23 protein-coding genes are annotated in these 19,397 nt (G+C 68.6%); 14 read left to right on the top strand and 9 right to left on the bottom strand.

Annotated features, from left to right (window positions below):
- Positions 1–6: 6 nt before the first annotated feature.
- The gene (locus tag VI480_RS11575) at positions 7–705 is read right to left on the bottom strand and encodes a hypothetical protein (RefSeq protein WP_323673003.1); all 699 of its coding nucleotides are present in this window, start codon (positions 703–705) and stop codon (positions 7–9) included.
- Positions 706–798: 93 nt separating this feature from the next.
- Between VI480_RS11575 and VI480_RS11580 the strand changes: the two genes are divergently transcribed.
- Entirely contained in the window at positions 799–1,953 is a 1,155-nt protein-coding gene (locus tag VI480_RS11580; protein WP_323673004.1) for a hypothetical protein, read from the top strand.
- Between the two features lie 30 nt (positions 1,954–1,983).
- Here VI480_RS11580 and VI480_RS11585 read toward each other — a convergent pair whose 3' ends face one another.
- From VI480_RS11585 to modA, 3 genes are read right to left on the bottom strand one after another with little or no spacing between them, the layout of a single operon-like run.
- A complete protein-coding gene (locus VI480_RS11585) occupies positions 1,984–3,147 on the bottom strand; it encodes an ABC transporter ATP-binding protein (protein ID WP_323673005.1) in 1,164 nt (387 codons plus the stop codon).
- A 25-nt stretch (positions 3,148–3,172) separates the two neighbouring features.
- Positions 3,173–4,012: an ABC transporter permease gene (locus tag VI480_RS11590; protein ID WP_323673006.1), complete on the bottom strand. Its 840-nt coding sequence runs from the start codon at positions 4,010–4,012 to the stop codon at positions 3,173–3,175.
- Positions 4,009–4,848, bottom strand: a complete 840-nt coding sequence (gene modA / locus VI480_RS11595; protein WP_323673007.1) for a molybdate ABC transporter substrate-binding protein — start codon at positions 4,846–4,848, stop codon at positions 4,009–4,011. Before modA ends, VI480_RS11590 begins: the two co-directional genes overlap by 4 nt.
- A 58-nt stretch (positions 4,849–4,906) precedes the next feature.
- Here modA and VI480_RS11600 point away from each other — a divergent pair, with 58 nt between their 5' ends.
- A complete protein-coding gene (locus VI480_RS11600; protein WP_323673008.1) occupies positions 4,907–5,818 on the top strand; it encodes an MBL fold metallo-hydrolase in 912 nt (303 codons plus the stop codon).
- Between the two features lie 44 nt (positions 5,819–5,862).
- Here the strand turns inward: VI480_RS11600 and VI480_RS11605 are convergent, their stop codons facing one another.
- Together VI480_RS11605 and VI480_RS11610 are read right to left on the bottom strand one after the other, a co-directional pair.
- Entirely contained in the window at positions 5,863–6,987 is a 1,125-nt protein-coding gene (locus tag VI480_RS11605; protein WP_323673009.1) for a DUF418 domain-containing protein, read from the bottom strand.
- 43 nt (positions 6,988–7,030) lie between these two features.
- A complete protein-coding gene (locus VI480_RS11610; protein WP_416246682.1) occupies positions 7,031–8,119 on the bottom strand; it encodes a Zn-dependent alcohol dehydrogenase in 1,089 nt (362 codons plus the stop codon).
- Positions 8,120–8,145: 26 nt separating this feature from the next.
- Here VI480_RS11610 and VI480_RS11615 point away from each other — a divergent pair, with 26 nt between their 5' ends.
- Genes VI480_RS11615 through VI480_RS11640 form a run of 6 tightly spaced genes read left to right on the top strand, consistent with a single transcriptional unit; the run spans position 8,146 to position 11,939 of the window.
- Positions 8,146–8,412, top strand: coding sequence for a hypothetical protein (locus VI480_RS11615; protein WP_323673011.1), 267 nt, complete (start codon positions 8,146–8,148; stop codon positions 8,410–8,412).
- A 24-nt stretch (positions 8,413–8,436) separates the two neighbouring features.
- Positions 8,437–8,742 carry a hypothetical protein gene (locus VI480_RS11620; RefSeq protein WP_323673012.1) on the top strand — a complete coding sequence of 102 codons (306 nt, stop codon included), beginning with the start codon at positions 8,437–8,439 and terminating at the stop codon, positions 8,740–8,742.
- Between the two features lie 30 nt (positions 8,743–8,772).
- The gene (locus tag VI480_RS11625; protein ID WP_323673013.1) at positions 8,773–9,624 is read left to right on the top strand and encodes an acyl-CoA thioesterase domain-containing protein; all 852 of its coding nucleotides are present in this window, start codon (positions 8,773–8,775) and stop codon (positions 9,622–9,624) included.
- Between the two features lie 21 nt (positions 9,625–9,645).
- Positions 9,646–10,497, top strand: a complete 852-nt coding sequence (locus VI480_RS11630) for a thioesterase family protein (RefSeq protein WP_323673014.1) — start codon at positions 9,646–9,648, stop codon at positions 10,495–10,497.
- Positions 10,494–11,372 carry a 1,4-dihydroxy-2-naphthoate polyprenyltransferase gene (locus VI480_RS11635; RefSeq protein ID WP_323673015.1) on the top strand — a complete coding sequence of 293 codons (879 nt, stop codon included), beginning with the start codon at positions 10,494–10,496 and terminating at the stop codon, positions 11,370–11,372. Before VI480_RS11630 ends, VI480_RS11635 begins: the two co-directional genes overlap by 4 nt.
- Before the next feature lie 60 nt (positions 11,373–11,432).
- A complete protein-coding gene (locus VI480_RS11640) occupies positions 11,433–11,939 on the top strand; it encodes a YbaK/EbsC family protein (RefSeq protein ID WP_323673016.1) in 507 nt (168 codons plus the stop codon).
- Here the strand turns inward: VI480_RS11640 and VI480_RS11645 are convergent.
- Both VI480_RS11645 and VI480_RS11650 read right to left on the bottom strand, forming a co-directional pair.
- Complete coding sequence (locus tag VI480_RS11645) at positions 11,936–12,631, bottom strand: ubiquinone/menaquinone biosynthesis methyltransferase (protein WP_323673017.1); 696 nt, start codon at positions 12,629–12,631, stop codon at positions 11,936–11,938. The genes VI480_RS11640 and VI480_RS11645 overlap by 4 nt on opposite strands.
- Positions 12,628–13,074 carry a hypothetical protein gene (locus VI480_RS11650; RefSeq protein ID WP_323673018.1) on the bottom strand — a complete coding sequence of 149 codons (447 nt, stop codon included), beginning with the start codon at positions 13,072–13,074 and terminating at the stop codon, positions 12,628–12,630. Before VI480_RS11650 ends, VI480_RS11645 begins: the two co-directional genes overlap by 4 nt.
- Before the next feature lie 71 nt (positions 13,075–13,145).
- On the opposite strand from VI480_RS11650, the gene mshD reads away from it, so the two are divergent.
- From mshD to VI480_RS11670, 4 genes are read left to right on the top strand one after another with little or no spacing between them, the layout of a single operon-like run.
- Entirely contained in the window at positions 13,146–13,904 is a 759-nt protein-coding gene (gene mshD / locus VI480_RS11655) for a mycothiol synthase (RefSeq protein ID WP_323673019.1), read from the top strand.
- Positions 13,905–13,918: 14 nt separating this feature from the next.
- Positions 13,919–15,010 carry a 23S rRNA (adenine(2503)-C(2))-methyltransferase RlmN gene (gene rlmN / locus VI480_RS11660; protein ID WP_323673020.1) on the top strand — a complete coding sequence of 364 codons (1,092 nt, stop codon included), beginning with the start codon at positions 13,919–13,921 and terminating at the stop codon, positions 15,008–15,010.
- A gap of 9 nt (positions 15,011–15,019) precedes the next feature.
- Complete coding sequence (nth, locus tag VI480_RS11665) at positions 15,020–15,661, top strand: endonuclease III (protein ID WP_323673021.1); 642 nt, start codon at positions 15,020–15,022, stop codon at positions 15,659–15,661.
- A 54-nt stretch (positions 15,662–15,715) separates the two neighbouring features.
- Complete coding sequence (locus VI480_RS11670) at positions 15,716–16,633, top strand: CoA ester lyase (RefSeq protein WP_323673022.1); 918 nt, start codon at positions 15,716–15,718, stop codon at positions 16,631–16,633.
- 68 nt (positions 16,634–16,701) lie between these two features.
- On the opposite strand, the gene VI480_RS11675 is transcribed toward VI480_RS11670, so the two are convergent.
- The gene (locus VI480_RS11675; RefSeq protein WP_323673023.1) at positions 16,702–16,890 is read right to left on the bottom strand and encodes a hypothetical protein; all 189 of its coding nucleotides are present in this window, start codon (positions 16,888–16,890) and stop codon (positions 16,702–16,704) included.
- A 77-nt stretch (positions 16,891–16,967) separates the two neighbouring features.
- Between VI480_RS11675 and hisD the strand changes: the two genes are divergently transcribed.
- A complete protein-coding gene (hisD, locus tag VI480_RS11680) occupies positions 16,968–18,284 on the top strand; it encodes a histidinol dehydrogenase (protein ID WP_323673024.1) in 1,317 nt (438 codons plus the stop codon).
- A complete protein-coding gene (hisC, locus tag VI480_RS11685; RefSeq protein WP_323673025.1) occupies positions 18,281–19,354 on the top strand; it encodes a histidinol-phosphate transaminase in 1,074 nt (357 codons plus the stop codon). Before hisD ends, hisC begins: the two co-directional genes overlap by 4 nt.
- Positions 19,355–19,397 lie beyond the last annotated feature (43 nt).

Below are 19,397 nucleotides of genomic sequence, written 5' to 3' on the forward strand. Positions count from 1 at the left end.
GGTCGGTCAGCCGTCCTTGCGTACCTCGGAGATGAGCTCGCTCACCCGATTCGCCGCCGGGGCGTAGTCGGGATCGACCTCTGGGCCCGGAACGAACTCCGGCACTTCGACGCGTTCGGGACCGGACGGCGGTGCTGGCCGCGCCGGCGCGGCTGCCGGTGCAGCTGCAGCGGGTTCGGCCGCAGGGGCCGGGGCCGGCTCGGCATCACCGCGCCCAGCGGCTGGAGCCGGACTCTCCGCGGCCGGGGCGGGACTGCTCTCCGGGGCCGGGACGCCGGTTGCCTCGCGTGCGGATTTGGAACGGGCGAGTATTGCGGCGAGTCGGGGATCAGCTCCTCCGTCCTCGGCGGCCGGCTCCTCGGGCGTGGTCGCCTCCGCGGGGGGTTCTGCTGCCGGCTCGTCGGTGCTCGCTGCCGGCAGCCCTCGCGATTCAGCAGCCGCGGCACGGGCTTCGGCTATACGCGCTCGCTCCTGGGCGGCTTCGATTTCCTCTCGCGCTCTGCGGGCCAGGAACTGCGGCCATTCATCCTCGGGCACCAGCTTGCTGTGGGCCACCGAGATGACTTCGACGTCGTTGTCGAAGCGCACGCGGTAGCGCTTGATGGCGAAGCCGAGGCCGCGACCGCACTTGCCTGGCGTGCCTTCTGGGACGCCGGGAAGGTCTTCGTTGACTACTACCCGGGTGCCGCGCCTGTATTCGCTCATGACCCGGTTCCGCTGACGCTCGCGCTCATCGTTGCGGGAGCGTACCGGCGAATGAGGCCAGCTTCACCGGCACCCGTCGTAGATTCAGGGGGCGTGAGCGAGCGGACAGCGTTGGTGGTGGGCGGCACCGGTCCAACCGGACCCCACGTGGTCAAGGGCCTGCTGGAGCGCGGCTACCGCGTGACGATCCTGCACACGGGACGCCATGAGGCCGATGAGATCACCGATCTCGTCGAGCACATCCACACCGATCCGTTCGATGCCGATCGGTTCGCTGCTGCCATCGGGTCGGCCACGTACGACCTGTCGGTGATCATGTACGGGCGGCTGCGCGAGATCGCCCGGGTGATGGCCGGCCGCGTGTCCAAGTTCGTGAGCATCGGCGGCTTCCCCGTTTACAGCGGCTGGGGCGACGCCGATGCGCTGTGGCCGGCCGGCATGCGAGTGCCGACGCGCGAGCACGACCGTCTGGTCTCCGACGAGCCGCCCGAGTTTCGCGTCAACAACAAGGTGCGCCAGATCGCCAACACGGAGCTCGTCGTATTCAGCGAGCACCCCACGGCGTCGCATCTCCGGTACCCGTGGATCTACGGCCCCGGTCAGATCAGCCCGCGCGAGTGGAAGATCGTGCGCCGCGTGCTCGATGGCCGCACGCGCATCGTGCTGCCCGATGGCGGGGTGACGTTGCAGGCCTCCGCCGACGCCCGCAATGCCGCGGCGATGGTGCTGGCAACGGTCGATGCCGGCGCACGGTCGTCCGGCGAGGCGTACAACGTGTCCGACGAATGGACGCCCACGCTGCTGCAGTGGGTGGAGATCATCGCTGCGGCGCTCGGCCACAGCTTCGAGATCGTGTCGATCCCGTGGGAACACGCAGCCGTATCGCACCATCTCACGCAGCGCAGCACGCCACATCACCGCGTCATCAACTGCGACAAGGCGATCTACCAGCTCGGCTATCGCGATGTCGTGGATCCGGTGGACGGGCTCAGCGACACGGCTCGCTGGCTCGCCCGTCCCGAGAATCACCCCGAGCCCGGCGGGGCTATGGAGCGCTCGATCGTCGACCGCTTCGACTATGAGGCCGAAGATCGGCTGATGGACGCATGGCAGGCCGCCATCGCCCGCGACGACATCGCCTCTGCCGCAGCTGCGGCAGATCCCGGATTCTTCGATCGCTATGCCGCCGAATTCGACGACCGCCCCGGCGCCGGCAAAGGGTGGACCTCCGTCAGCCGCTCCGGCTGAGCGTCAGGCACCACCAGCCGTTCAGGCTGATCAGTCGCGGCTGTCGGGGGCGAGTTCGACCTCGGTGGCTTTGACTGAGACCCACAGGGTGGTGCCGGGTCGGATCAGAAGCTCGTGAGCGGCTCCTGGCGTGATGTCGGCCGTGAGCGGCAACGGAGAGCCGAGCAGCACACGGGTGATGTCACCCAGTGGCTCGACAGCTTCGGCGGTTGTGCGCCAGACGTTGCGGGGGCTGCCGCTGGGCCGCTCCCGATGCAGGGCAATCGCCCGCGGGTGGATCGTGGCCAAGACCGCCCCGAACATCGATGTGTCCGCAGCGTGCAGCACCACAGCCGGGCGGCGGCCGGCTGGCGACGGTGTCGGGTCGTCGGTCGTCACGGTGATCTCGCCGTCGCGGGCGGTGCCGCGCACCAAATTGATGCCCGACAGGTCGGCGGCATATGCGGTCGCCGGCGCGCGTCGCAGCTCTTCGGGCGTTCCCGATTGGGTGAGGCGACCGTTCTCAAGGATGTGCACACGATCAGCCAGCACGAACGCGTCGGTGGGATCGTGGGTGATCAGCAGACGGGGCACATCGCCAGCGCCGTTGGGCGGGGCCGCAGGCGACGCGCTGCCGCCGTTGCGACCGCTGCTCAGGTGCGATGCCAGGTTGCGCCGCAGCCGGTTGCGGGCGGTGACGTCCAACGAGCCCAGCGGTTCATCGGCAACTAGCAGGTCCGGCTCGCAGGCGAGAGCCCGGGCGAGCGCCACCCGTTGGCGCTGGCCGCCTGACAGCGCACGCGGCCGTCGATGGCCAAGATCGCCGAGGTCCATGGCATTCAGCCAGTCCTGCGCCCGCTCGCGAGCAGGGGCTCGACGCATGCCGCGAGATGTCAGCCCGAACGCCACGTTGTCGAGCGCGTTGAGATGCCGGAATAGCACTTGGTCTTGGAACACCACGCCGATGCGGCGACCTTCGGGCGGAACGAAGACACTGGCGGCGGGATCGTCCAGAACCCGTCCGGCGAGGCGCACCACGCCGCCGTCCAACGGCAGCAACCCGGCGATCGCGGCCACGATCGTGGACTTGCCGGCGCCGTTGGGTCCGAGCAGGGCAGCGGTTTCGCCTGCTTCGACGCTCAGCGACACGTCCAGATCGAAATCGCCGCGCCGCAGCCGGATGTCGGCCTCCAAGCCGCTGGCCGTCGTGCTCATGGCGCCAGTGTTCATCGGCTCGGGTTCATCGGCTCGGCCACCAACGGTCCCGCAGGGCGATCAGCAAGCCCAGCGACAGTGCGACGAGCACCAGGCTGATAGCCACCGCCGCATCCCGGTTCGACTCCAGCGCCACGAACACTGCCAGCGGCAGCGTTTGCGTCCTTCCGCCGAGACTGCCTGCGAACGTGACAGTTGCGCCGAACTCGCCCAGGGCCCGCGCCCAGGCCACCACCACAGCGACGCCCAGCGCCGGCCCGATCATGGGAAGCGTCACCCGCCACAGCACGCGCAGCCGCGACGCGCCCAGTGAGGCTGCTGCGTTCTCGTAGCGACGGTCGAGATTCCGTAGCGCGCCCTCGACGGTCAGGATCACGAGCGGGGTGGCCACAAAGGCGTTCGCCAGGATGACCCCCCAGATCGAGTAGGGCAGCAGCAGACCGGTGGCGTCGTGGAGCGGCCCGCCGACAACACCGCGCCGCCCGAGTGCGAACAGCAACGCGGCGCCGCCCACCACCGGCGGCAGCACCATCGGCAGCGTCACGAGCGCCCGCACCACCGAGCGGCCCGGGAATGACACTCGCGCGAGCACCCATGCGAGCGGCACGCCCACTAGCACGGCGACCGCCGCAGCAGCGATCGAGGACACCACCGAGAGCACAGCCGCGTCCACCACGAACCGGCTCGACAGGTGCGTCCACAACCCTGTCCAAGGCGTTCGAGCAGCGAGTCCGACAACCGGCAGGGCGAACAGCACCACACCCACTGCGGCGAGCACCGCGACCGGCCATGGCGGCAAGTCACTCGGCGTCCGCCGCGCTGCGCTGTCGCCGCTCTCGCTTGTTGCAGTCGATGCGTCGGTCATGGCACGACGAATCCAAAATCAGCGAGCACGCGGCGTGCCGCGTCCGTCCTCATGAATGCGACAAAGGCCGTGGCTGCTGCAGGATTGGGCGCATCTGACAGCACGGCGGCAGCGTATGACGCCTGAGGTGCCGTCCCGGCTGTCCAGCCCAAGCTCACGATTGCACCGCCGTGCGAGCCGCTTTGCCTATTCGAGGCCGTATCGGTTGCGTACACCACGGCGGCGTCAAGCTCGCCGGCAGCAAGCTTGGTCGTCAGGACGCGCACGTTCGGCTCGTCAGAGTCGGGCACGGGTTCGATCTCCGCCCGCGCCAGACCTTTTCGAGCCAGCGCGCCGCAGGGAACCTCGGGCGCGCACAGCCCGATCAGCAGCTCGGGCCGGGCCAGGTCGGCGAGCGATGTCACCCCGGCCTCGTTGCCGGCCGGCACGGCCAGCACTAGCGAGTTGCGAGCCACCACGACCGGCGCGTGTGCCAGCCCGACCTCGTCGCGAACGGCGTCGAGATGGACAGGGTCCGCGGGGACGAACACATCGGCGGGAGCGCCGGCAAGCACTTGCTCTCGCAATGCTGAGCTCCCGGCCCCTGCGATCTGCAGGTCCAGACCGGGATGGAGCAGTTCGAACTCACCGGCGAGCACCTCGGCAACCGGCAGCAGCGAGGCCGCTACGAGGACGTGCAGGTCGCCGCCGAGTTCGTCGTCGCTGGACCGAGCCGTGTCGCCGTCGCGTCCCGAGGTACATCCGGTTGCCAACTGCATCACCGCCAAGGGCAGCAGCACGAGCGCCGCAGCGAGACGCACCGCAGCCCCGCGATTCCCCCTACGGCGATCACCCATAGTTGCGCCAGTGTGCCCGGCATACAGGGTCGCTGAGCTCGGGCCTATGGTTCCGGGCATGGCTACGACGCTCGATTGGTACGGGTGCGCCACCTTCCGGTTGCGCACGGCCGGCCTCACGATCTTTCTCGACGCTTACATCGACCGCGCAGACAACGCCGCGGGCCCGGGCCTGTCGGCCGACGACGTCACCGAGGCCGACTGGGTGCTCGTGGGTCATTCCCACTTCGATCACCTCTACGGGGCGGAGCGCATCGTGGCCAACACCGATGCCACCTTGATCGCGTCCTATGAGTCGGTCCGGGTGATGGCGGAGGCGGGCGTTCCCGAAGAGCGGATGATCTGCGTGGCCGGCGGCGAGACCGTGGATCTCGCTCGGGAAGATCGGGGAGCGGGAGTGCGGGTGTCGGTGTATCCGAGCCAGCACTCCTGCGTCTGGTCGCACACCCAGATGGACCAGCCCGACCATGTCTGCCTGGGCGACCTCGGCGTGACCTGGCAGGAGCAGCAGGAACGCTTCGCCGAGCTGATGAAGTATCTGGCGACGGAGGTCGAGGCCGACACCAGCGCCCACATCGCCGCGTCCGCTGCCGGCCACAGCGACCGGGGCGACGGGGGAGCGCTGCTGTTCCTGATCGAGGCGCCGGATGGCTCGGTGCTGTTCCAGGACACCTCGGGACACTGGTCCGGCGTGATGCGCGACCTCCGCCCCGACGTGGCGATCCTTGCGGCGGCCGGACGTGGCAACATCGACGGCGAGCCCATCCAGGGCTCGCTGGCCCAGTTCATCGGCCGCCAAGCCGACCTGCTGCGGCCCCGCAAGGTCATCCTGGGGCACCACGACAACTGGCTGCCGGGATTCTCGGTGCCGACCGACACGTCGTCCATTGCGGCCGAGCTGACCCGCGTCACGCCAGGCGCCGAATTCCTCGAACCCGGATACATGGAAGCTACGCCGATCCTGCCGTAATCGAGATCCGCTGCCGACCTCGCAACGTCCATACGGATCATTCGCTAGCGAGCGCGTATTGGCTGCCAGCGGCGGTAGGTGGCGCAGCGCCACAGCCATTCGACGGGGCCGAAGGCGAAGCGATCCAGCCAGGCCTTCGACCACCACAGTTGCACCGCCCATACGGCCACCACGAACACGGCGATGCCGCCGCGGCCCAGCTCCAGATCGTCCAGCAGAGCGCCCAGCACGAGCAAGCCAAGTGCGGTCTGGGTGAGGTAGTTGGTGAGTGCCATGCGTCCTGCAGCACAAATGCGCTGTCGCAAGCCCCTGTCCCTCGCCGCATTCCACAGCGCGATCAGGCTGAGGTAGCCCAGGCACAGCGGCATGGTGGCCAGCGTGTTGGGGATGGTGCCTGCGACGGCCCAGTCGATATCGAAGCCCGTGGCGGCCATCAGGGCGAATCCGGCAGCGGACAGCGGCAGCCCGACGCCGAGGCCCCATGCCGCCATGCGGCGGTAGAACGACGGTGCCCGGTTGCCGCTGATGACACCCGTCCGGTAGAGCGCCACGCCGATGAGCATGGCGCCTAAGGCTCTGCCGAAGTAGTCCGCCAGGAACCAGGTCCCGATGACGCCGTAGTAGTCGCCGTAGTGCCAGAAGTCGATGAGCACGCTGGAGAAGCTGCGCAGCGACGACTGCACGAACCACGAGATGACTGCCACTGCGACATAGCACCCGCCGCCGAGTGCGAGCAGCACCTTGGGGGGCAGGCGCCGCAGTGCGAGCACGACCGGCGCGCACAAGGCATAGGCGAACAGCACGTCGCCGTCCCAGAACGACAGGTGCACGATGCCGATGCCCAGTAGCAGCGCGTTGCGCCACAGGCTCAGCAGCACGCTGCGCCGGCCCTTCGCTGTGGCACGCTCGGCGAACAGCACGACGCCGGCGCCGAACAGCATCGAGAACAGGCCCATGAACTTCTGGTCGGCGAAGATCTCTCCGGCGCCGCCGACGAGCCAGTCGAGCCATGTCCGTGAGCCGGCCGCGTCGAGGTTGGCGTAGGCGGCCGCGGGCAGACCGAATGCCACGGCATTCATCGTCAATATCCCGAGCACGGCCATGCCGCGCACCGCGTCGAGTGTCGTGATGCGTTCAGCGGCCCGCGTTGCCAGGGGACCCGACGTCATGGCAGTCGGGCGAGGACTGCGGGCTCGCGGGCCGGCAGCGACCTCAGTCGAAGGTGATGACGGTTCGGTTGGATTCGCCGGCCTTCATCCAGCCGTAGCCCTCGTTGATCTGTTCGAGATCGATGCGTGCCGAGATCATTTCATCGAGCATGAGGCGGCCATCGAGGTAGAGGTCGATCATCATCGGGATGTCGCTGCGGAACTGGTTCGAGCCCATCATCGAGCCCTGCAGCTTCTTCTCCGCCAGGAAGTCGATGCCGCGCAGCTCGACCTTGGTCTTCGACGGCACCATGCCGATCACGGTGGCGGTGCCGCCGATGTCGAGCATGTTGAACGCTTGCTGCACGGTCTCGGCCAAGCCGATGGCTTCGAAGCTGTACTCCACGCCGCCCTTGGTCATGTCCTTCACGGCGGTCACCACGTCGTCTACCTCGGCGGCATTGACGGTGTCGGTGGCGCCCATCTGGCGGGCGGTCTCGAGCTTCGTCTCGGTCATGTCCACCGCAATGATCCGACCGGCGCCTGCCACACGGGCGCCTTGCACGGCCGACAGGCCGATGCCCCCGCAGCCGATCACGCACACCACGCTGCCCACGCCGACGCCTGCGGTGTTCACTGCCGCGCCGAAGCCCGTCGTGACGCCGCAGCCGATCAGGCACGCCCGGTCGAGCGGCATGTCGGGCCGCACCTTCACCACGGCGTTCTGGTGCACCAGCATCTGCTCGGCGAAACCGCCGAGCCGAGCCATCTGGCCAACCTCGGTGCTGTCGTCACGCTCGAGCCGGGCCGCGGCGCCCTTGGCCCGCGAGGTGGCCCGAATATTGGTGCAGCGGTGCGGGTTGCCCGACAGGCAGCGGTGGCATTGGCCGCAGAAAATCGATAGGCACGCCACCACGTGGTCGCCGGGCTTCACGTAGCTCACGTCGCTGCCCACAGCCTCCACCACACCGGCCGACTCGTGGCCCATCACCAGCGGGAGCGGCGTGCGGAACAGGCCCTCCATGAAGTGCAGGTCGCTGTGGCACAGCCCCGCGCCCTTGGTCTGGATGAGCACCTCCTGCGGCCCCGGCGCATCGATGCGCAAGTCCTCGATCTCCAGGTCGCCCGGCTGGTGCGGTAGCGTCGATTCCAGCGGGACACGGCCGTCGAGGGGGAGTCATGGCGAATGAGCACGGCTACTTGCCGAAGGTGACCGAGCTAGACGACAAGCAGCAACGCCGCTTGGACACGTGGTACGCGAAGGCCTACACCGACGACAACCTGTTCCGCACGCTGGCTGCGGACGAGACCACCATCGACCTGTTCCTCGGCTGGGTCGGAGCCGTGTACGGCGGCCATCCCGACGAGGACCCCGGTGCGCTCGACCGGCACATGATCGAGCTGTGCCGCATCCGGATGGCCAACCGGAACGAGTGCTTCCACTGAAGCCTCGTCAAGAGCGCATCGTTGGTGCGCACCGGACTGACCGACGAGGTCATCGCCCAGCTCGTCGACTACGAGGCATCGGAGCTGCCCGAGTCGTGGAAGGCCGCGCTTGCACTGTGTGATCGGCTCTCAGGCTTCGAACACCGCGGGATCATCCCGCCGGAGCTGTATGAGCGGCTGAGCGATCACTTCAACCCCCAGCAGATACTGCGCCTCGGTGCGCTGCTTGCCTCCGCGAGCGGGTGGCACCGGATGATCGAAGCGTTCGGCATCCGGCCCGACCACTACCGGGCCGACCGGGACGCTCCCTGGGCCGCGGCTGCAGATTGACCTCGCGAGCCGTCGCCTAGCTTCGATCTGGTGAGCGAACAGGCAACGGACGCCGAACCGCTGTCGCCGGGCGACCGGCTCGCCGATGTCGTCGACTTCTTCGGCGTGCAGGCCACCGGTGACGAGCTGCGCTGGCTGCTGCCGATCTCGCCGAACGTTGCCAACTATCTCGGCGTGATGCACGGCGGCTGCGCTCTTGCCGCGGTCACCGCTGCCGCCGAGACATGGAGCGAGCGGCCGCTCGCAGCGGCTTCGGCACAGTTCATGGCCCGTGTCCCGCTCGGCGGCAGCGCTGAGGTCACCTTCGACATCGGCTCGGCCGGCAAGCGAATGACGCAGGTGCTCGCCCAGGTCACCGATGCGGCCGACGGCCGTGTGCTGATGCGAGCGCTGCTGGCACTGGGCGGTCGCCGGCTCGGCATCGATCAGGACTGGGGGCAGCCGCCCGACGTTCCGGGGCCAGATGAGTGGCGACGTCGAACTGTGCCGGACAACGCCGTTGCATCGTTCAGCACTGACGCCGACATCCGGTTCGGTCCGCACAGCGCCGGCGATCGGCGGATCCTCTGCTGGGCGCGGCTCGCCGGCACGCTGGCCTCCACGCGCCAGGGCCTGATAGCGCTGGCAGACACGCTCGCGACGGGGATGCACCGCAGCCTTGGCCTGCGGTGGCGTGGCGGCAGCATCGACAACACCGTGCGCATCGCCGGGAATGCCGACTGCGAGTGGGTGCTGCTGGATATCGAGACCGACGGATTCCACAACGCTGTCGGCCACGGCGTCGTGCGGATGTACACGCCCGACGGCAGGTTGCTGGCCACCGGGAACCAGTCGTTCGCTGTGGCGCGGGTGTCCGGGCCCGCAGAAGGCCTTCGGACGTAGTCAGCACTAGCTTTCGGCTGCGTGAGCGCCGAAGCTGCCACGAGCGACGCCGCGCCGCAGGACCCGCACGTCGGCGAGGTGATCGAGTTCTTCGGCCTCCAGTCGACTGCCGAAGAGCTGCGCTGGCTGCTGCCGGTCACCTACGACGTAGCCGGTGCCACTGGCACGCTGCATGGCGGGTGCGCGCTCGCGGCCGCCGTAGCGGCCCTCGAAAGCGTCACCGGCCGGCCGATGGCCGCTGCATCGGCCCAGTACCTGGCGCGGCTGCCGGTGGGCGGCTGTGCGGCCGTCGCACTCGACATCGGCGCCAGCGGCAACCGGATGACCCAGGCCTCCGCGGAGATCACCGATGCTGTCGATGGACGGGTCATTCTGCGTGCGCTCGTGTCCCTCGGCGGTCGGCAGCTGGGAATCGACCAGACATGGACGACGGCCCCGGACGTGCCGCCTCCGGACTCATGCGAGCCTCGCGGCCCGACCTCGATTGAGGGCCGGTCGTTCACCGATCACGCCGACATCCGGCTCGCCGGGCAGCAGCCGGGCGAGCGCCACGTCCGGTACTGGGCGCGTCTCAACAGCACGCTGGCATCGACAGGGCCGGGCCTGACGGCGCTGGCCGACCTGCTGCCGAGCGGCATGCGCGTCAGCCTCGATGCCGGCTTCAGGGGATCCAGTCTCGACAACACGGTGCGGATCTCCGGCGAGGCCGAGAGCGAATGGGTGCTCTTGGACATCGAATCGGACGCCGTGCACAACGCCATCGGCAACGGCATCGTTCGCATCTATTCCTCCGACGGGGGACTGCTGGCGACGGGCACCCAATCGTTCGCAATCACAAGGATCACGGGCCCGCTGGGCTCGCCGCAGCAATGACGGGTCTACGCACGTGGCTGACCGGGGCACGGCCTCGCACCTGGCCGGCGTCGCTGGTGCCGCCGTTCGTAGGCACTGCAGCGTCCGATGCCGCGGCTAACGGCGGCATCGTGTGGTGGCGAGCCGCTTTCGCGCTGATCGTGTCGCTGTGCATCCAGATTGCTGTCAACTACGCCAACGACTACAGCGACGGAGTGCGGGGCACCGACGTGGCCCGGGTAGGTCCGCAGCGCCTGGTGGCTTCGGGAGCGGCGTCGCCGACCGCAGTGCGGAACGCGGCGTTCGCAGCCTTCGGCGTGGCTGCCGTGTTCGGCATCGTGGTGGCAGCGGCGGTGTCGTGGTGGCTCGTCGTGGCCGGCGGGGCGTCGATGCTCGCGGCGTGGTACTACACCGGCGGCCGGCGCCCGTACGGCTACCGGGGCCTCGGCGAGCTGTTCGTGTTCATCTTCTTCGGGCTGGTGGCGACGGCAGGATCGGCGTTCGTCCAGGACGCCCGCCTCACGATGCTGGGCATTGCTGCCTCGGTCCCGGTGGGCTTGGGCTCCGTGGCCCTGCTCATATCGAACAATCTGCGCGACCTGCCGACCGACGCACAGGCCGGCAAGCGCACGCTGGCGGTGCGGATGGGCGACGGGCCGACCCGCGCCATGTACGCGGTGGTCGTAGTGCTGATGGTGTTCTCGCCGATGTATCTGTCGCTGCTGCGACCGTGGACGATGCTGGGACTCGCCGCCATCGCGTTCGCTGTTGCACCCGTTCGCACGGTGGTCCGCGGGGCCACCGGTGCTGCGTTGGTGGTAGTGCTTGCGGCAACCGGCCGTCTGCAGATCGTCGTGGGCGCCCTGCTGACCGTCGGCCTGGCCCTCGGACCATGACATCGGCGACACCCTGCTTCCACCCGTGGCTGTGCCCATGCGATCCGCAATGATGTCCCGATGAGCACAGACGCAGGTTCGGGGGCAGTGCTGGAACATCTCGCCGCGCTGGGCGTGGCCTACGAGGTGGTGGAGTGCGACCCCGACTTCGCCGACACGGCGCAATTCTGCGAGCGCTACGGCTATTCGATGAATGCGTCGGCGAACACCATCTGCGTGGTGGGCAAGTCAGCCGAGCGGCCGATGGCGTGCTGTGTTGTGCTGGCATCGACGCGGCTCGACGTGAACGGTGTGGTGCGGCGGCGGCTGGGCACGCGCAAGGCATCTTTCGCCGACGCCGACGAAACCATCGCACGCACCGGGATGATGATCGGCGGCGTGACACCGTTCGGGCTTCCCGCAGATATCCCGGTCTGGATCGACAGCCGGGTGATGGACTGCACCGAGGTCATCGTGGGCGGCGGCTCTCGGGACTGCAAGATCCTCTGCCCGCCGGCCTCGCTGGCCGCGCTGCCCACAGCCGAGGTCGTCACGGATCTGGCCAAGGCGAATCCGCCGGCCAGCTAAGGGGCGGAACCCTCTCGCGTCGCCGTGATGAGTTGGGCGATGCCGCCGCTCAGCAAGATCCTGTCGAGGGAGCCGAATCCGGCATTGGCGAGTTGGGCCAGCAGCACCGGCGCCTCCGGCAGGTACGCCACGGACTCAGGCAGGTACCGGTAGGCGGACCTGCTGGAGAGCAGGCTGCCCACCGCCGGCACCACCTTGCCGAAATACACCCGGTGACCAGCCCGCAGCAGCGGGTTGGCCGGTTCGGCGACCTCGAGCAGCGCGATCCGGGCGCCAGGCCGGAGCACCCGGGCCAGCTCCGTGAAGAACGGTTCGAGGCTCGTGAAGTTCCGCAGTGCGAAGCCGCACGTCGCGCCGTCCAGCGACGCGCTGCGCACTCCGAGCCTGAGCGCGTCGGAGCGCACCAGGGGTGCAGCCGTGGTAGCCGCCGCGAGCATGCCTGCAGAGAAGTCGACGCCCACGGGCCGCAGACCGGCCGATTCAAGCTCGTTGCACAGGTCGCCGGTTCCGCATGCCACGTCGAGCACGGTTTCTCCGGGTGTCAGGCCGAGGGCCGCCACGGTGCGGCGCCTCCAGCGAGTATCGAGGCGGAACGTCAGCAGCCGGTTCAGCAGGTCATAGCGAGGTGCGATCTCGTCGAACATCTCCTCGACGGCTTGGGCTTTGTCCTCGGGGCTGGGCAGCCGAGTCACGTGAACCAGACACGGCGATGACTGCGGCTCATCGGGTGAAACAGCAGCACCAGCAGCAGCGCGTCGAACATGAGACGCATGATCATGCCCAGCTCGAAGCTCACGCGGACACCCCACCACAGCGTCGCTACTGCCGCGTAGATTGCCGCAGCGGAGCACAGCCAATGGCCCCAACGACGCTCGTTGGCAGTGCCCGCGCCGCCTGCGATGTACCCGCCGGCGAGCAGAACGGTGACGGCCGGCGGAACAATACTGTCGCTCAGATCGGCTGCTGTGCGGTCGCTGGCGAACAGCGAGACGATGCCCTCGAAGATGTCGCGCGCCAGTTGCGAGTCGATGCGTGTGCCGAACAGGAACAGCAGCCCGGCCGAGAAGTAGCACAGCACCACGGCGCTCAGCAGCGTTTGTGGCTGGCTGCGGTTGAGCCACCGCATCTGGTTCACCGGGCAAGTGTGGCACCTGTGCCAGCACGATCCCATCCACGGGGCTGAGCCGCAGCATTAGCCTGCGCCCGGTGAGTGTCGCAGCGAGTGCCGATCCCGTCATCTCGATCGGGGCCGATCAGCATGGCGCGGTCCTAGAGGCCAATGCCGCACACTGGTCGCCCGGCGCATTGGCTGCAGCATTGCGGCTGCAGCTCCGCGACATCTCGGGGCCCCTGTCGGTCTGGATTGATCATCCGGACCACGACGAAGCAGACGGAGCCGACCTCACGCCGGCCGAGACTCGACTCGGGCGCGGGCTCGCAGAGCTTGGCCTGACGTTCGAGCGCGACCTCTACCGCATGGAGCGATCGCTGCCGATGGATCAGCCCAGCGGCATCGAGACGCGTTCGTTCGTGGTCGGCCAGGACGAGCAGGCGTGGGTGGAGGTCAACAACCGGGCGTTCTCCTGGCACCGCGAGCAGGGCGGCTGGACGCTGGCCCAGGTTGCCGAGCGCCAAGCCGAGCCGTGGTTCGACGCCGACGGCTTCCGGGTGTACGACATCGACGGCTACATCGCCGCCTACTGCTGGACCAAGGTGCACACCGATGAGGTCCCGCCGGTCGGCGAGGTGTACGTCATCGCGGTTGACCCGCAGTATCACGGCCGCGGGCTCGGCCGGGCTCTGACGCTGGCCGGCTACGAGCATCTCGCCGATGCAGGCCTGACACGGGCGATGCTCTACGTCGACGCCGACAACACGCCCGCCGTCACGCTCTACCTCGACCTCGGCTTGGAGGTGGCCGTGGTGCGTCGGCTGTTCACCGGCACCGGCCCGCTGAACTCGTAGCAGGCTGAGCAGCCGTGACAGCCCCCGGCGCCGATCCCTCGCTCGGCGATCTGAGCCGCGCGGAACTCGGGGAACTGCTCGACGGCGAGCCGGCCTACCGGCTGGACCAGGTGTGGGACGGCCTGTACCGCCAGCGTCGCCCGCTGTCTGAGCTCACCAATGTGCCCAAGAGCCTGCGACAGGCCATCGGCGAACTGCTGCCGCCCGCGCTGACACTCGTCCGCACCCAGTCGGCAGACCGAGGCACCACCACCAAGCACCTGTGGTCGCTGCGTGACGGCCACCTAGTGGAGTCGGTGCTGATGCGCTACCGGAACCGGACGACGCTGTGCATCAGCAGCCAAGCCGGCTGCGCGATGGCGTGCAGCTTCTGTGCAACAGGCCAGGTGGGATTCGACCGCAACCTGAGCGTGGGCGAGATCGTCGAGCAAGTGCTGGGCACGTTGCAGGAGACAGGCTCAAACGATCGGTCCGCCTCCGGCGGAGCCATCAATATCGTCTTCATGGGCATGGGCGAGCCGCTCGCCAACTACGAGGCGGTGTGGGCAGCGGTGGAGCGGTTCCACGGCGACATGGGCATCGGCGCCAGGCACATCACGGTGTCGACCGTCGGGGTCATTCCCGGCATCGAGCGCCTTGCAGCAGCAGCGCAGCCGGTCAACCTGGCGGTCTCGCTGCATGCCGCCAACGACCGCCTGCGCAACCGCATCGCGCCCATCAATCGCACGTACCCGCTGCGTGATCTGGCGCGCTCGCTGGCCGACTATCGCCGCGCCAAGCGACGGCGCATCAGCTTCGAATGGGCGATGATCGGCGGCGTCAACGACACTGACCGCGACGCGGCCGAGCTAGCTGCGTATGCACGTCCGCTGGCGGCCCACGTCAACCTCATTCCGCTGAATCCCACACCGGGGTACGGCCACGAGCCCTCGCCAGCCGGGCGAATCGAGCACTTCGCCGCCGAGCTGTCGTCCCATGGTGTGAATGCCACCGTGCGCCAGAACCGCGGCACGTCGATCGACGCCGCCTGCGGTCAGTTGCGCGCCGACAAGCTCGTCTCGATTGGCAGACACGGTCGCGGCGCACGCGCTCGGGCGGAGCGCTAGACACTCGCCATGGCCAAGCCGCGATCGCCGAAGGGGCGCGCCCAGCGAACCCACGAGCGGCTCAAGGACGAGTACGAGGCTGTCTGCGAGCTGGAGCATCGCAACCCGTTCGAGCTGCTGGTGGCGACGATCCTGTCTGCGCAGTGCACCGATGCTCGTGTCAATGCCACCGTTCCCGGGGTGTTCGCGAAGTATCCCGACGCCGAGGCGCTGGCTTCCGCCGATCTCGATGACCTCGAGGAGCTGGTGCATCCCACCGGCTTCTTCCGCAGCAAGGCGCGCAACCTGCAGGGAATGGCCCGCCGGCTGCTGGCCGACCACGGCGGCGAGGTGCCGACCAGCCTGAAGGACTTGGTGAAGCTGCCAGGTGTCGGTCGCAAGACCGCCAATGTCATCCGGTCGGTGGCGTTCGACCTGCCGGGGCTGCCGGTGGACACCCATGTCGGCCGCTTGGTGCGGCGCCTCGGCATCACCGCCGAAGAGGATCCGGTCAAGGTAGAGCTGGCCTTGAACCCGATGATCCCCCAGTACGAGCGGGGCGACTTCAGCCTGCGCTTGATCCTGCACGGCAGGCGCGTCTGCTCGTCCCGCAAGCCCGCATGCGACGACTGCGTGCTCAACGACTTCTGCCCGAGCGCCTTCGCGGCCTGAACCGTCACCGACGCCGGCTGTGGTGCGAATGCCAGACCCAAGAGGTGCGACCGAATGACTGAGCCAGCGAATCCCGGCAGCGGCACGGTGCGCAGGTCATCGCACTTCGTGCCTGGCGCGAACGAGCGGATGTTGGAGAAGTCGATCGCGACTGATGCCGACAGCCTCGTGCTGGATCTCGAAGATGCGGTCACACCTGACAACAAGGACAGCGCCCGCACCACGGTCGCAGGCTGGCTGGCCGATGTCGACTTCGGCGCCAAGGAGCGGGTGGTTCGGATCAACCCGCTCGACACCCCGTGGTGCGCTGCCGATGTCGCCGAGACGATGGTGTCGCCGCCAGACGCCTACCTGGTGCCGAAGGTCAACAACGCAGCCGAGGTCGTCGAGCTCGACAGCATGATCGCCCGCTGGGAGCTGGAGCACGGCCACCCGCCCGGCGGCGTGGTGCTGCTGGTGCTGGGAACCGAGACGCCTCAAGGGCTGCTGAACATCGGCGAGCTCGCTCGCCATGACCGGGTGGACGCGCTGAGCTGGGGCGCCGAGGACCTCTCGGCGGCCATGGGCTCGAAGGCCAACCGGGACGCGACGGGGGCGTACCTGCCGGTGTTCGAGTACGCCCGGGTCATGTGCCTGGTGGGCGCCACGGCGTGGGGCAAGCAGCCGCTCGACACGGTGTTCGTGGACTTCCGCGACGACGAGGGGCTGGCCGCCGAGTGCGCCACATCAGCAGCGATGGGATTCACCGGCAAGATCACCATCCACCCCGCCCAGATCGACATCGTCAACGCCGCGTTCACGCCCAGCGAGGCCGAGATGGCCGACGCTCGGGAGCTGCTCGAGGCATTCGCCGAGGCCGAAGCGGCGGGCTTGATGGCCTTCGCTCACAAGGGCCAGATGGTGGATGTGCCGCACCTGACCCGCGCCCGCAAGATCGTGGCGACCGCCGAGGCCATCGCGGCACGCTCCTGAACTCTTCGCAGGAGTGGAGGCAGGCACGGCAACCCTGCTCGTCGCGGTGCGTTGCCGTCGGCGCGCCGTCAGCGCAGCGCTTCGGTGGCCTGGGCCAAGCGACGGCGAGCCATCCGCAGCGAGCGTTCCACCTCGTAGAGCTCCACGCCGACATCCTCGTGCGGCGTGCCCATCAGCTCGTCGGCAGCCTGCGCCACGCGGTTGCCCAGCTCGCCCACAGCCGTCTCGATCGACGACAGCTCCGCAGCACTGATCACCCGCGGCACGCTAGCCATCGCTCGAGCTGCCCAAAATCGCAGCAGTGGCGATCAGGGGCGAAGGTACCCTCGGCGCCGTGCTGGAGCGGCTGGACCTGCGGGGCCTCGGCGATGAATCGGGCGATGCGCTTGCCGGTCTGTTGCCGCGCCCGCAGGCGGGCGACGCGGTGTCGCATGACGCAGTCCGTCGGCTGATTGACGAGGTTCGCAACGGCGGCGACGCTGCTGTGCGGGAGCTCACGGCCCGCTTTGACGGCGTCGATGTCGCTGACACGCTGGTGCCGGTTGCGGAGCTGTCTGCAGCTTGGGATCGGCTGTCGCCTGGCTTGCGCTCGGCGATGGAGACCGCCCACCGGCGCATCTTGGAATTTCACCAATCCGAGGCCGCCATCGGTCATGTCTATGAGCGTGACGGCGTCGCGGTTCGGTCGGTCAACCAGCCGGTGGATCGGGCCGGCATCTATGTGCCGGGTGGCCTGGCTGCCTACCCGTCCACCGTGTTGATGACCGTGCTGGTTGCCCGCGCTGCGGGCGTCGACGACATCGTGCTCTGCTCGCCGCCTGGTCCCGACGGCGACCTCGCCGCACCGGTGCTGGCCGCGGCGCACTTGTGCGGAGTTACTGAGGTACACCGGGTGGGGGGCGTGCAAGCTGTCGCGGCGCTCGCGTACGGCACCGAGACGATCCGGCCCGCCGATGTCGTGGCCGGGCCCGGAAATGCCTGGGTGGCCACCGCCAAACAGCTCGTGGCCAGTGACGTGGGCGTGGCCTCGGCGTTCGCCGGACCTTCGGAAATCGTGGTGATCGCCGACGCGACCTGCCCGCCGGCCGCGGCAGCGACCGACGTGGTGCTGCAAGCCGAGCACGGCCCCGGCGGGCGCGCCTGGCTGGTCACCTGGGACGACGAGTGCGCCGAGGCCGTCTGCAGTGCCATCGGTCAGATCGTCGACCTGTCGCCCCGCCGGGTGGAGACGCTGGCCACGCTGAAGGCTGACGGATTCGTGTGCCTCGTGGATGGGCCAGCGCAGGCTGCCGACGTCGCCAACTTCGTCGCACCCGAGCATCTCCAGCTCATGTGCGAGGGTGCCGAAGATCTCGTCAGCAGCATCCGTCATGCTGGCGCCGTATTCATCGGGCCCTGGGCACCCGCATCGGTCGGCGACTACGTGGCGGGGCCCTCGCATGTGCTGCCCACCGCCGGCACGGCCCGCTTCGCTGGAGCGCTCACCACCGACGACTTCACCAAGCGGATGCACGTTGTGGATGTGTCCGAAGCCGGCTTCGACCAGCTTGCGCCTGCGGTGGCTGAACTGGCCGAGGCCGAGGGCCTGTGGGCGCACGCTGCCTCAGTGTCGCGCCGCAAGGAGTGGACCACCACAGGAGTGCGGCCGTGAAGCCGCCGGTGCGCGACGACCTGCGCCTGCTCGACGGCTACCACTCGCCCCAGATCGACGTCGAGGTACGGCTCAACACCAATGAGGCGCCGGTGGGGCCGCCGCCGGAATTCGCCGACGCCCTCGCTGCGGAGCTGCGCAACGTCGAATGGCACCGCTACCCGGACCGCACGGCCGCTGCCCTGCGGGCCGACCTTGCCGAGCTGGCAAGCACCGAGCCGGAACGCATCTTCGTGGCCAACGGCTCCAACGAGGTGCTGCAAACACTGTGCCTCACCTACGGAGGGGCAGGTCGCAGCGTCGCCACATTCGAGCCCACCTACGCCATGTACGGCCAGATCGCGCGAAGCACCCAATGTGCGCTCGTCGAAGGCGAGCGCCACGCCGACGGCAGCGTGAGCGTGTACGAGCTGGAGCGGGTCATCGAGCGGCACCAGCCGTCGATCGTGTTCCTGTGCTCGCCCAACAACCCCACCGGCACACCGGAGCGCATCGAGGTGCTCAGGCGAGCGCTGGAGATCGCACCGGGCCTCGTAGTGGTCGACGAGGCCTACGGGCAATTCGCCGACTGGAGCGCCATCGACCTGTGCGACGGTGCCGGGGGCCCCGACAACTTGGTCGTGACGCGCACCTACTCGAAGACGTGGGCGATGGCCGGAGCGCGGTTGGGCTACGCCGTCATTCCGGCGGGCATGGCCGCAGAGTTCGAGAAGGTGGTGTTGCCGTACCACGTCGACACCTTCAAGCAGATCGCCGGACGTGTGGCGCTGCGCTTCACCGATGACATGGAGCAGCGCGTAGCTGCGATCGTGGCCGAGCGGGAGAGGATCGAGGCCGCGCTGAGCGGGATGGGCCTCGATGTGTGGCCCTCGCAGTCCAACTTCATCCTGTTCCGCACAACGGCCAGCGGGCACAGCGGCGACGACGTCTGGCAGGCGCTCGTGGACCGATCAGTGCTTGTGCGGAACTGCTCAGGGTGGCCCCGACTGGCCGATTGCCTGCGTGTGACAGTGGGAACCCCGCCCGAGAATGATCGCTTCCTTGAGGCGCTGGCTGAGATTGTCTCGTGAACATGCGATGGCGAGGGTGCGAAACCTGCGTCGGGGCCGCAGG

Origin of the sequence: Candidatus Poriferisodalis multihospitum, from assembly GCF_028283155.1 — a bacterium.
GTDB classification, from domain to species: Bacteria; Actinomycetota; Acidimicrobiia; order Acidimicrobiales; family Poriferisodalaceae; genus Poriferisodalis; species Poriferisodalis multihospitum.

Excerpts from the sequence above, each read along its gene's own strand:
- VI480_RS11635 (WP_323673015.1), top strand. The coding sequence starts at position 10,494 with ATGACGGGTCTACGCACGTGGCTGACCGGGGCACGGCCTCGCACCTGG.
- VI480_RS11600 (WP_323673008.1), top strand. The coding sequence starts at position 4,907 with ATGGCTACGACGCTCGATTGGTACGGGTGCGCCACCTTCCGGTTGCGC.
- VI480_RS11585 (WP_323673005.1), bottom strand. The coding sequence starts at position 3,147 with ATGAGCACGACGGCCAGCGGCTTGGAGGCCGACATCCGGCTGCGGCGC.
- VI480_RS11590 (WP_323673006.1), bottom strand. The coding sequence starts at position 4,012 with ATGACCGACGCATCGACTGCAACAAGCGAGAGCGGCGACAGCGCAGCG.
- modA (WP_323673007.1), bottom strand. The coding sequence starts at position 4,848 with ATGGGTGATCGCCGTAGGGGGAATCGCGGGGCTGCGGTGCGTCTCGCT.
- VI480_RS11575 (WP_323673003.1), bottom strand. The coding sequence starts at position 705 with ATGAGCGAATACAGGCGCGGCACCCGGGTAGTAGTCAACGAAGACCTT.
- VI480_RS11640 (WP_323673016.1), top strand. The coding sequence starts at position 11,433 with ATGAGCACAGACGCAGGTTCGGGGGCAGTGCTGGAACATCTCGCCGCG.
- VI480_RS11615 (WP_323673011.1), top strand. The coding sequence starts at position 8,146 with ATGGCGAATGAGCACGGCTACTTGCCGAAGGTGACCGAGCTAGACGAC.
- nth (WP_323673021.1), top strand. The coding sequence starts at position 15,020 with ATGGCCAAGCCGCGATCGCCGAAGGGGCGCGCCCAGCGAACCCACGAG.
- VI480_RS11670 (WP_323673022.1), top strand. The coding sequence starts at position 15,716 with ATGACTGAGCCAGCGAATCCCGGCAGCGGCACGGTGCGCAGGTCATCG.
- VI480_RS11605 (WP_323673009.1), bottom strand. The coding sequence starts at position 6,987 with ATGACGTCGGGTCCCCTGGCAACGCGGGCCGCTGAACGCATCACGACA.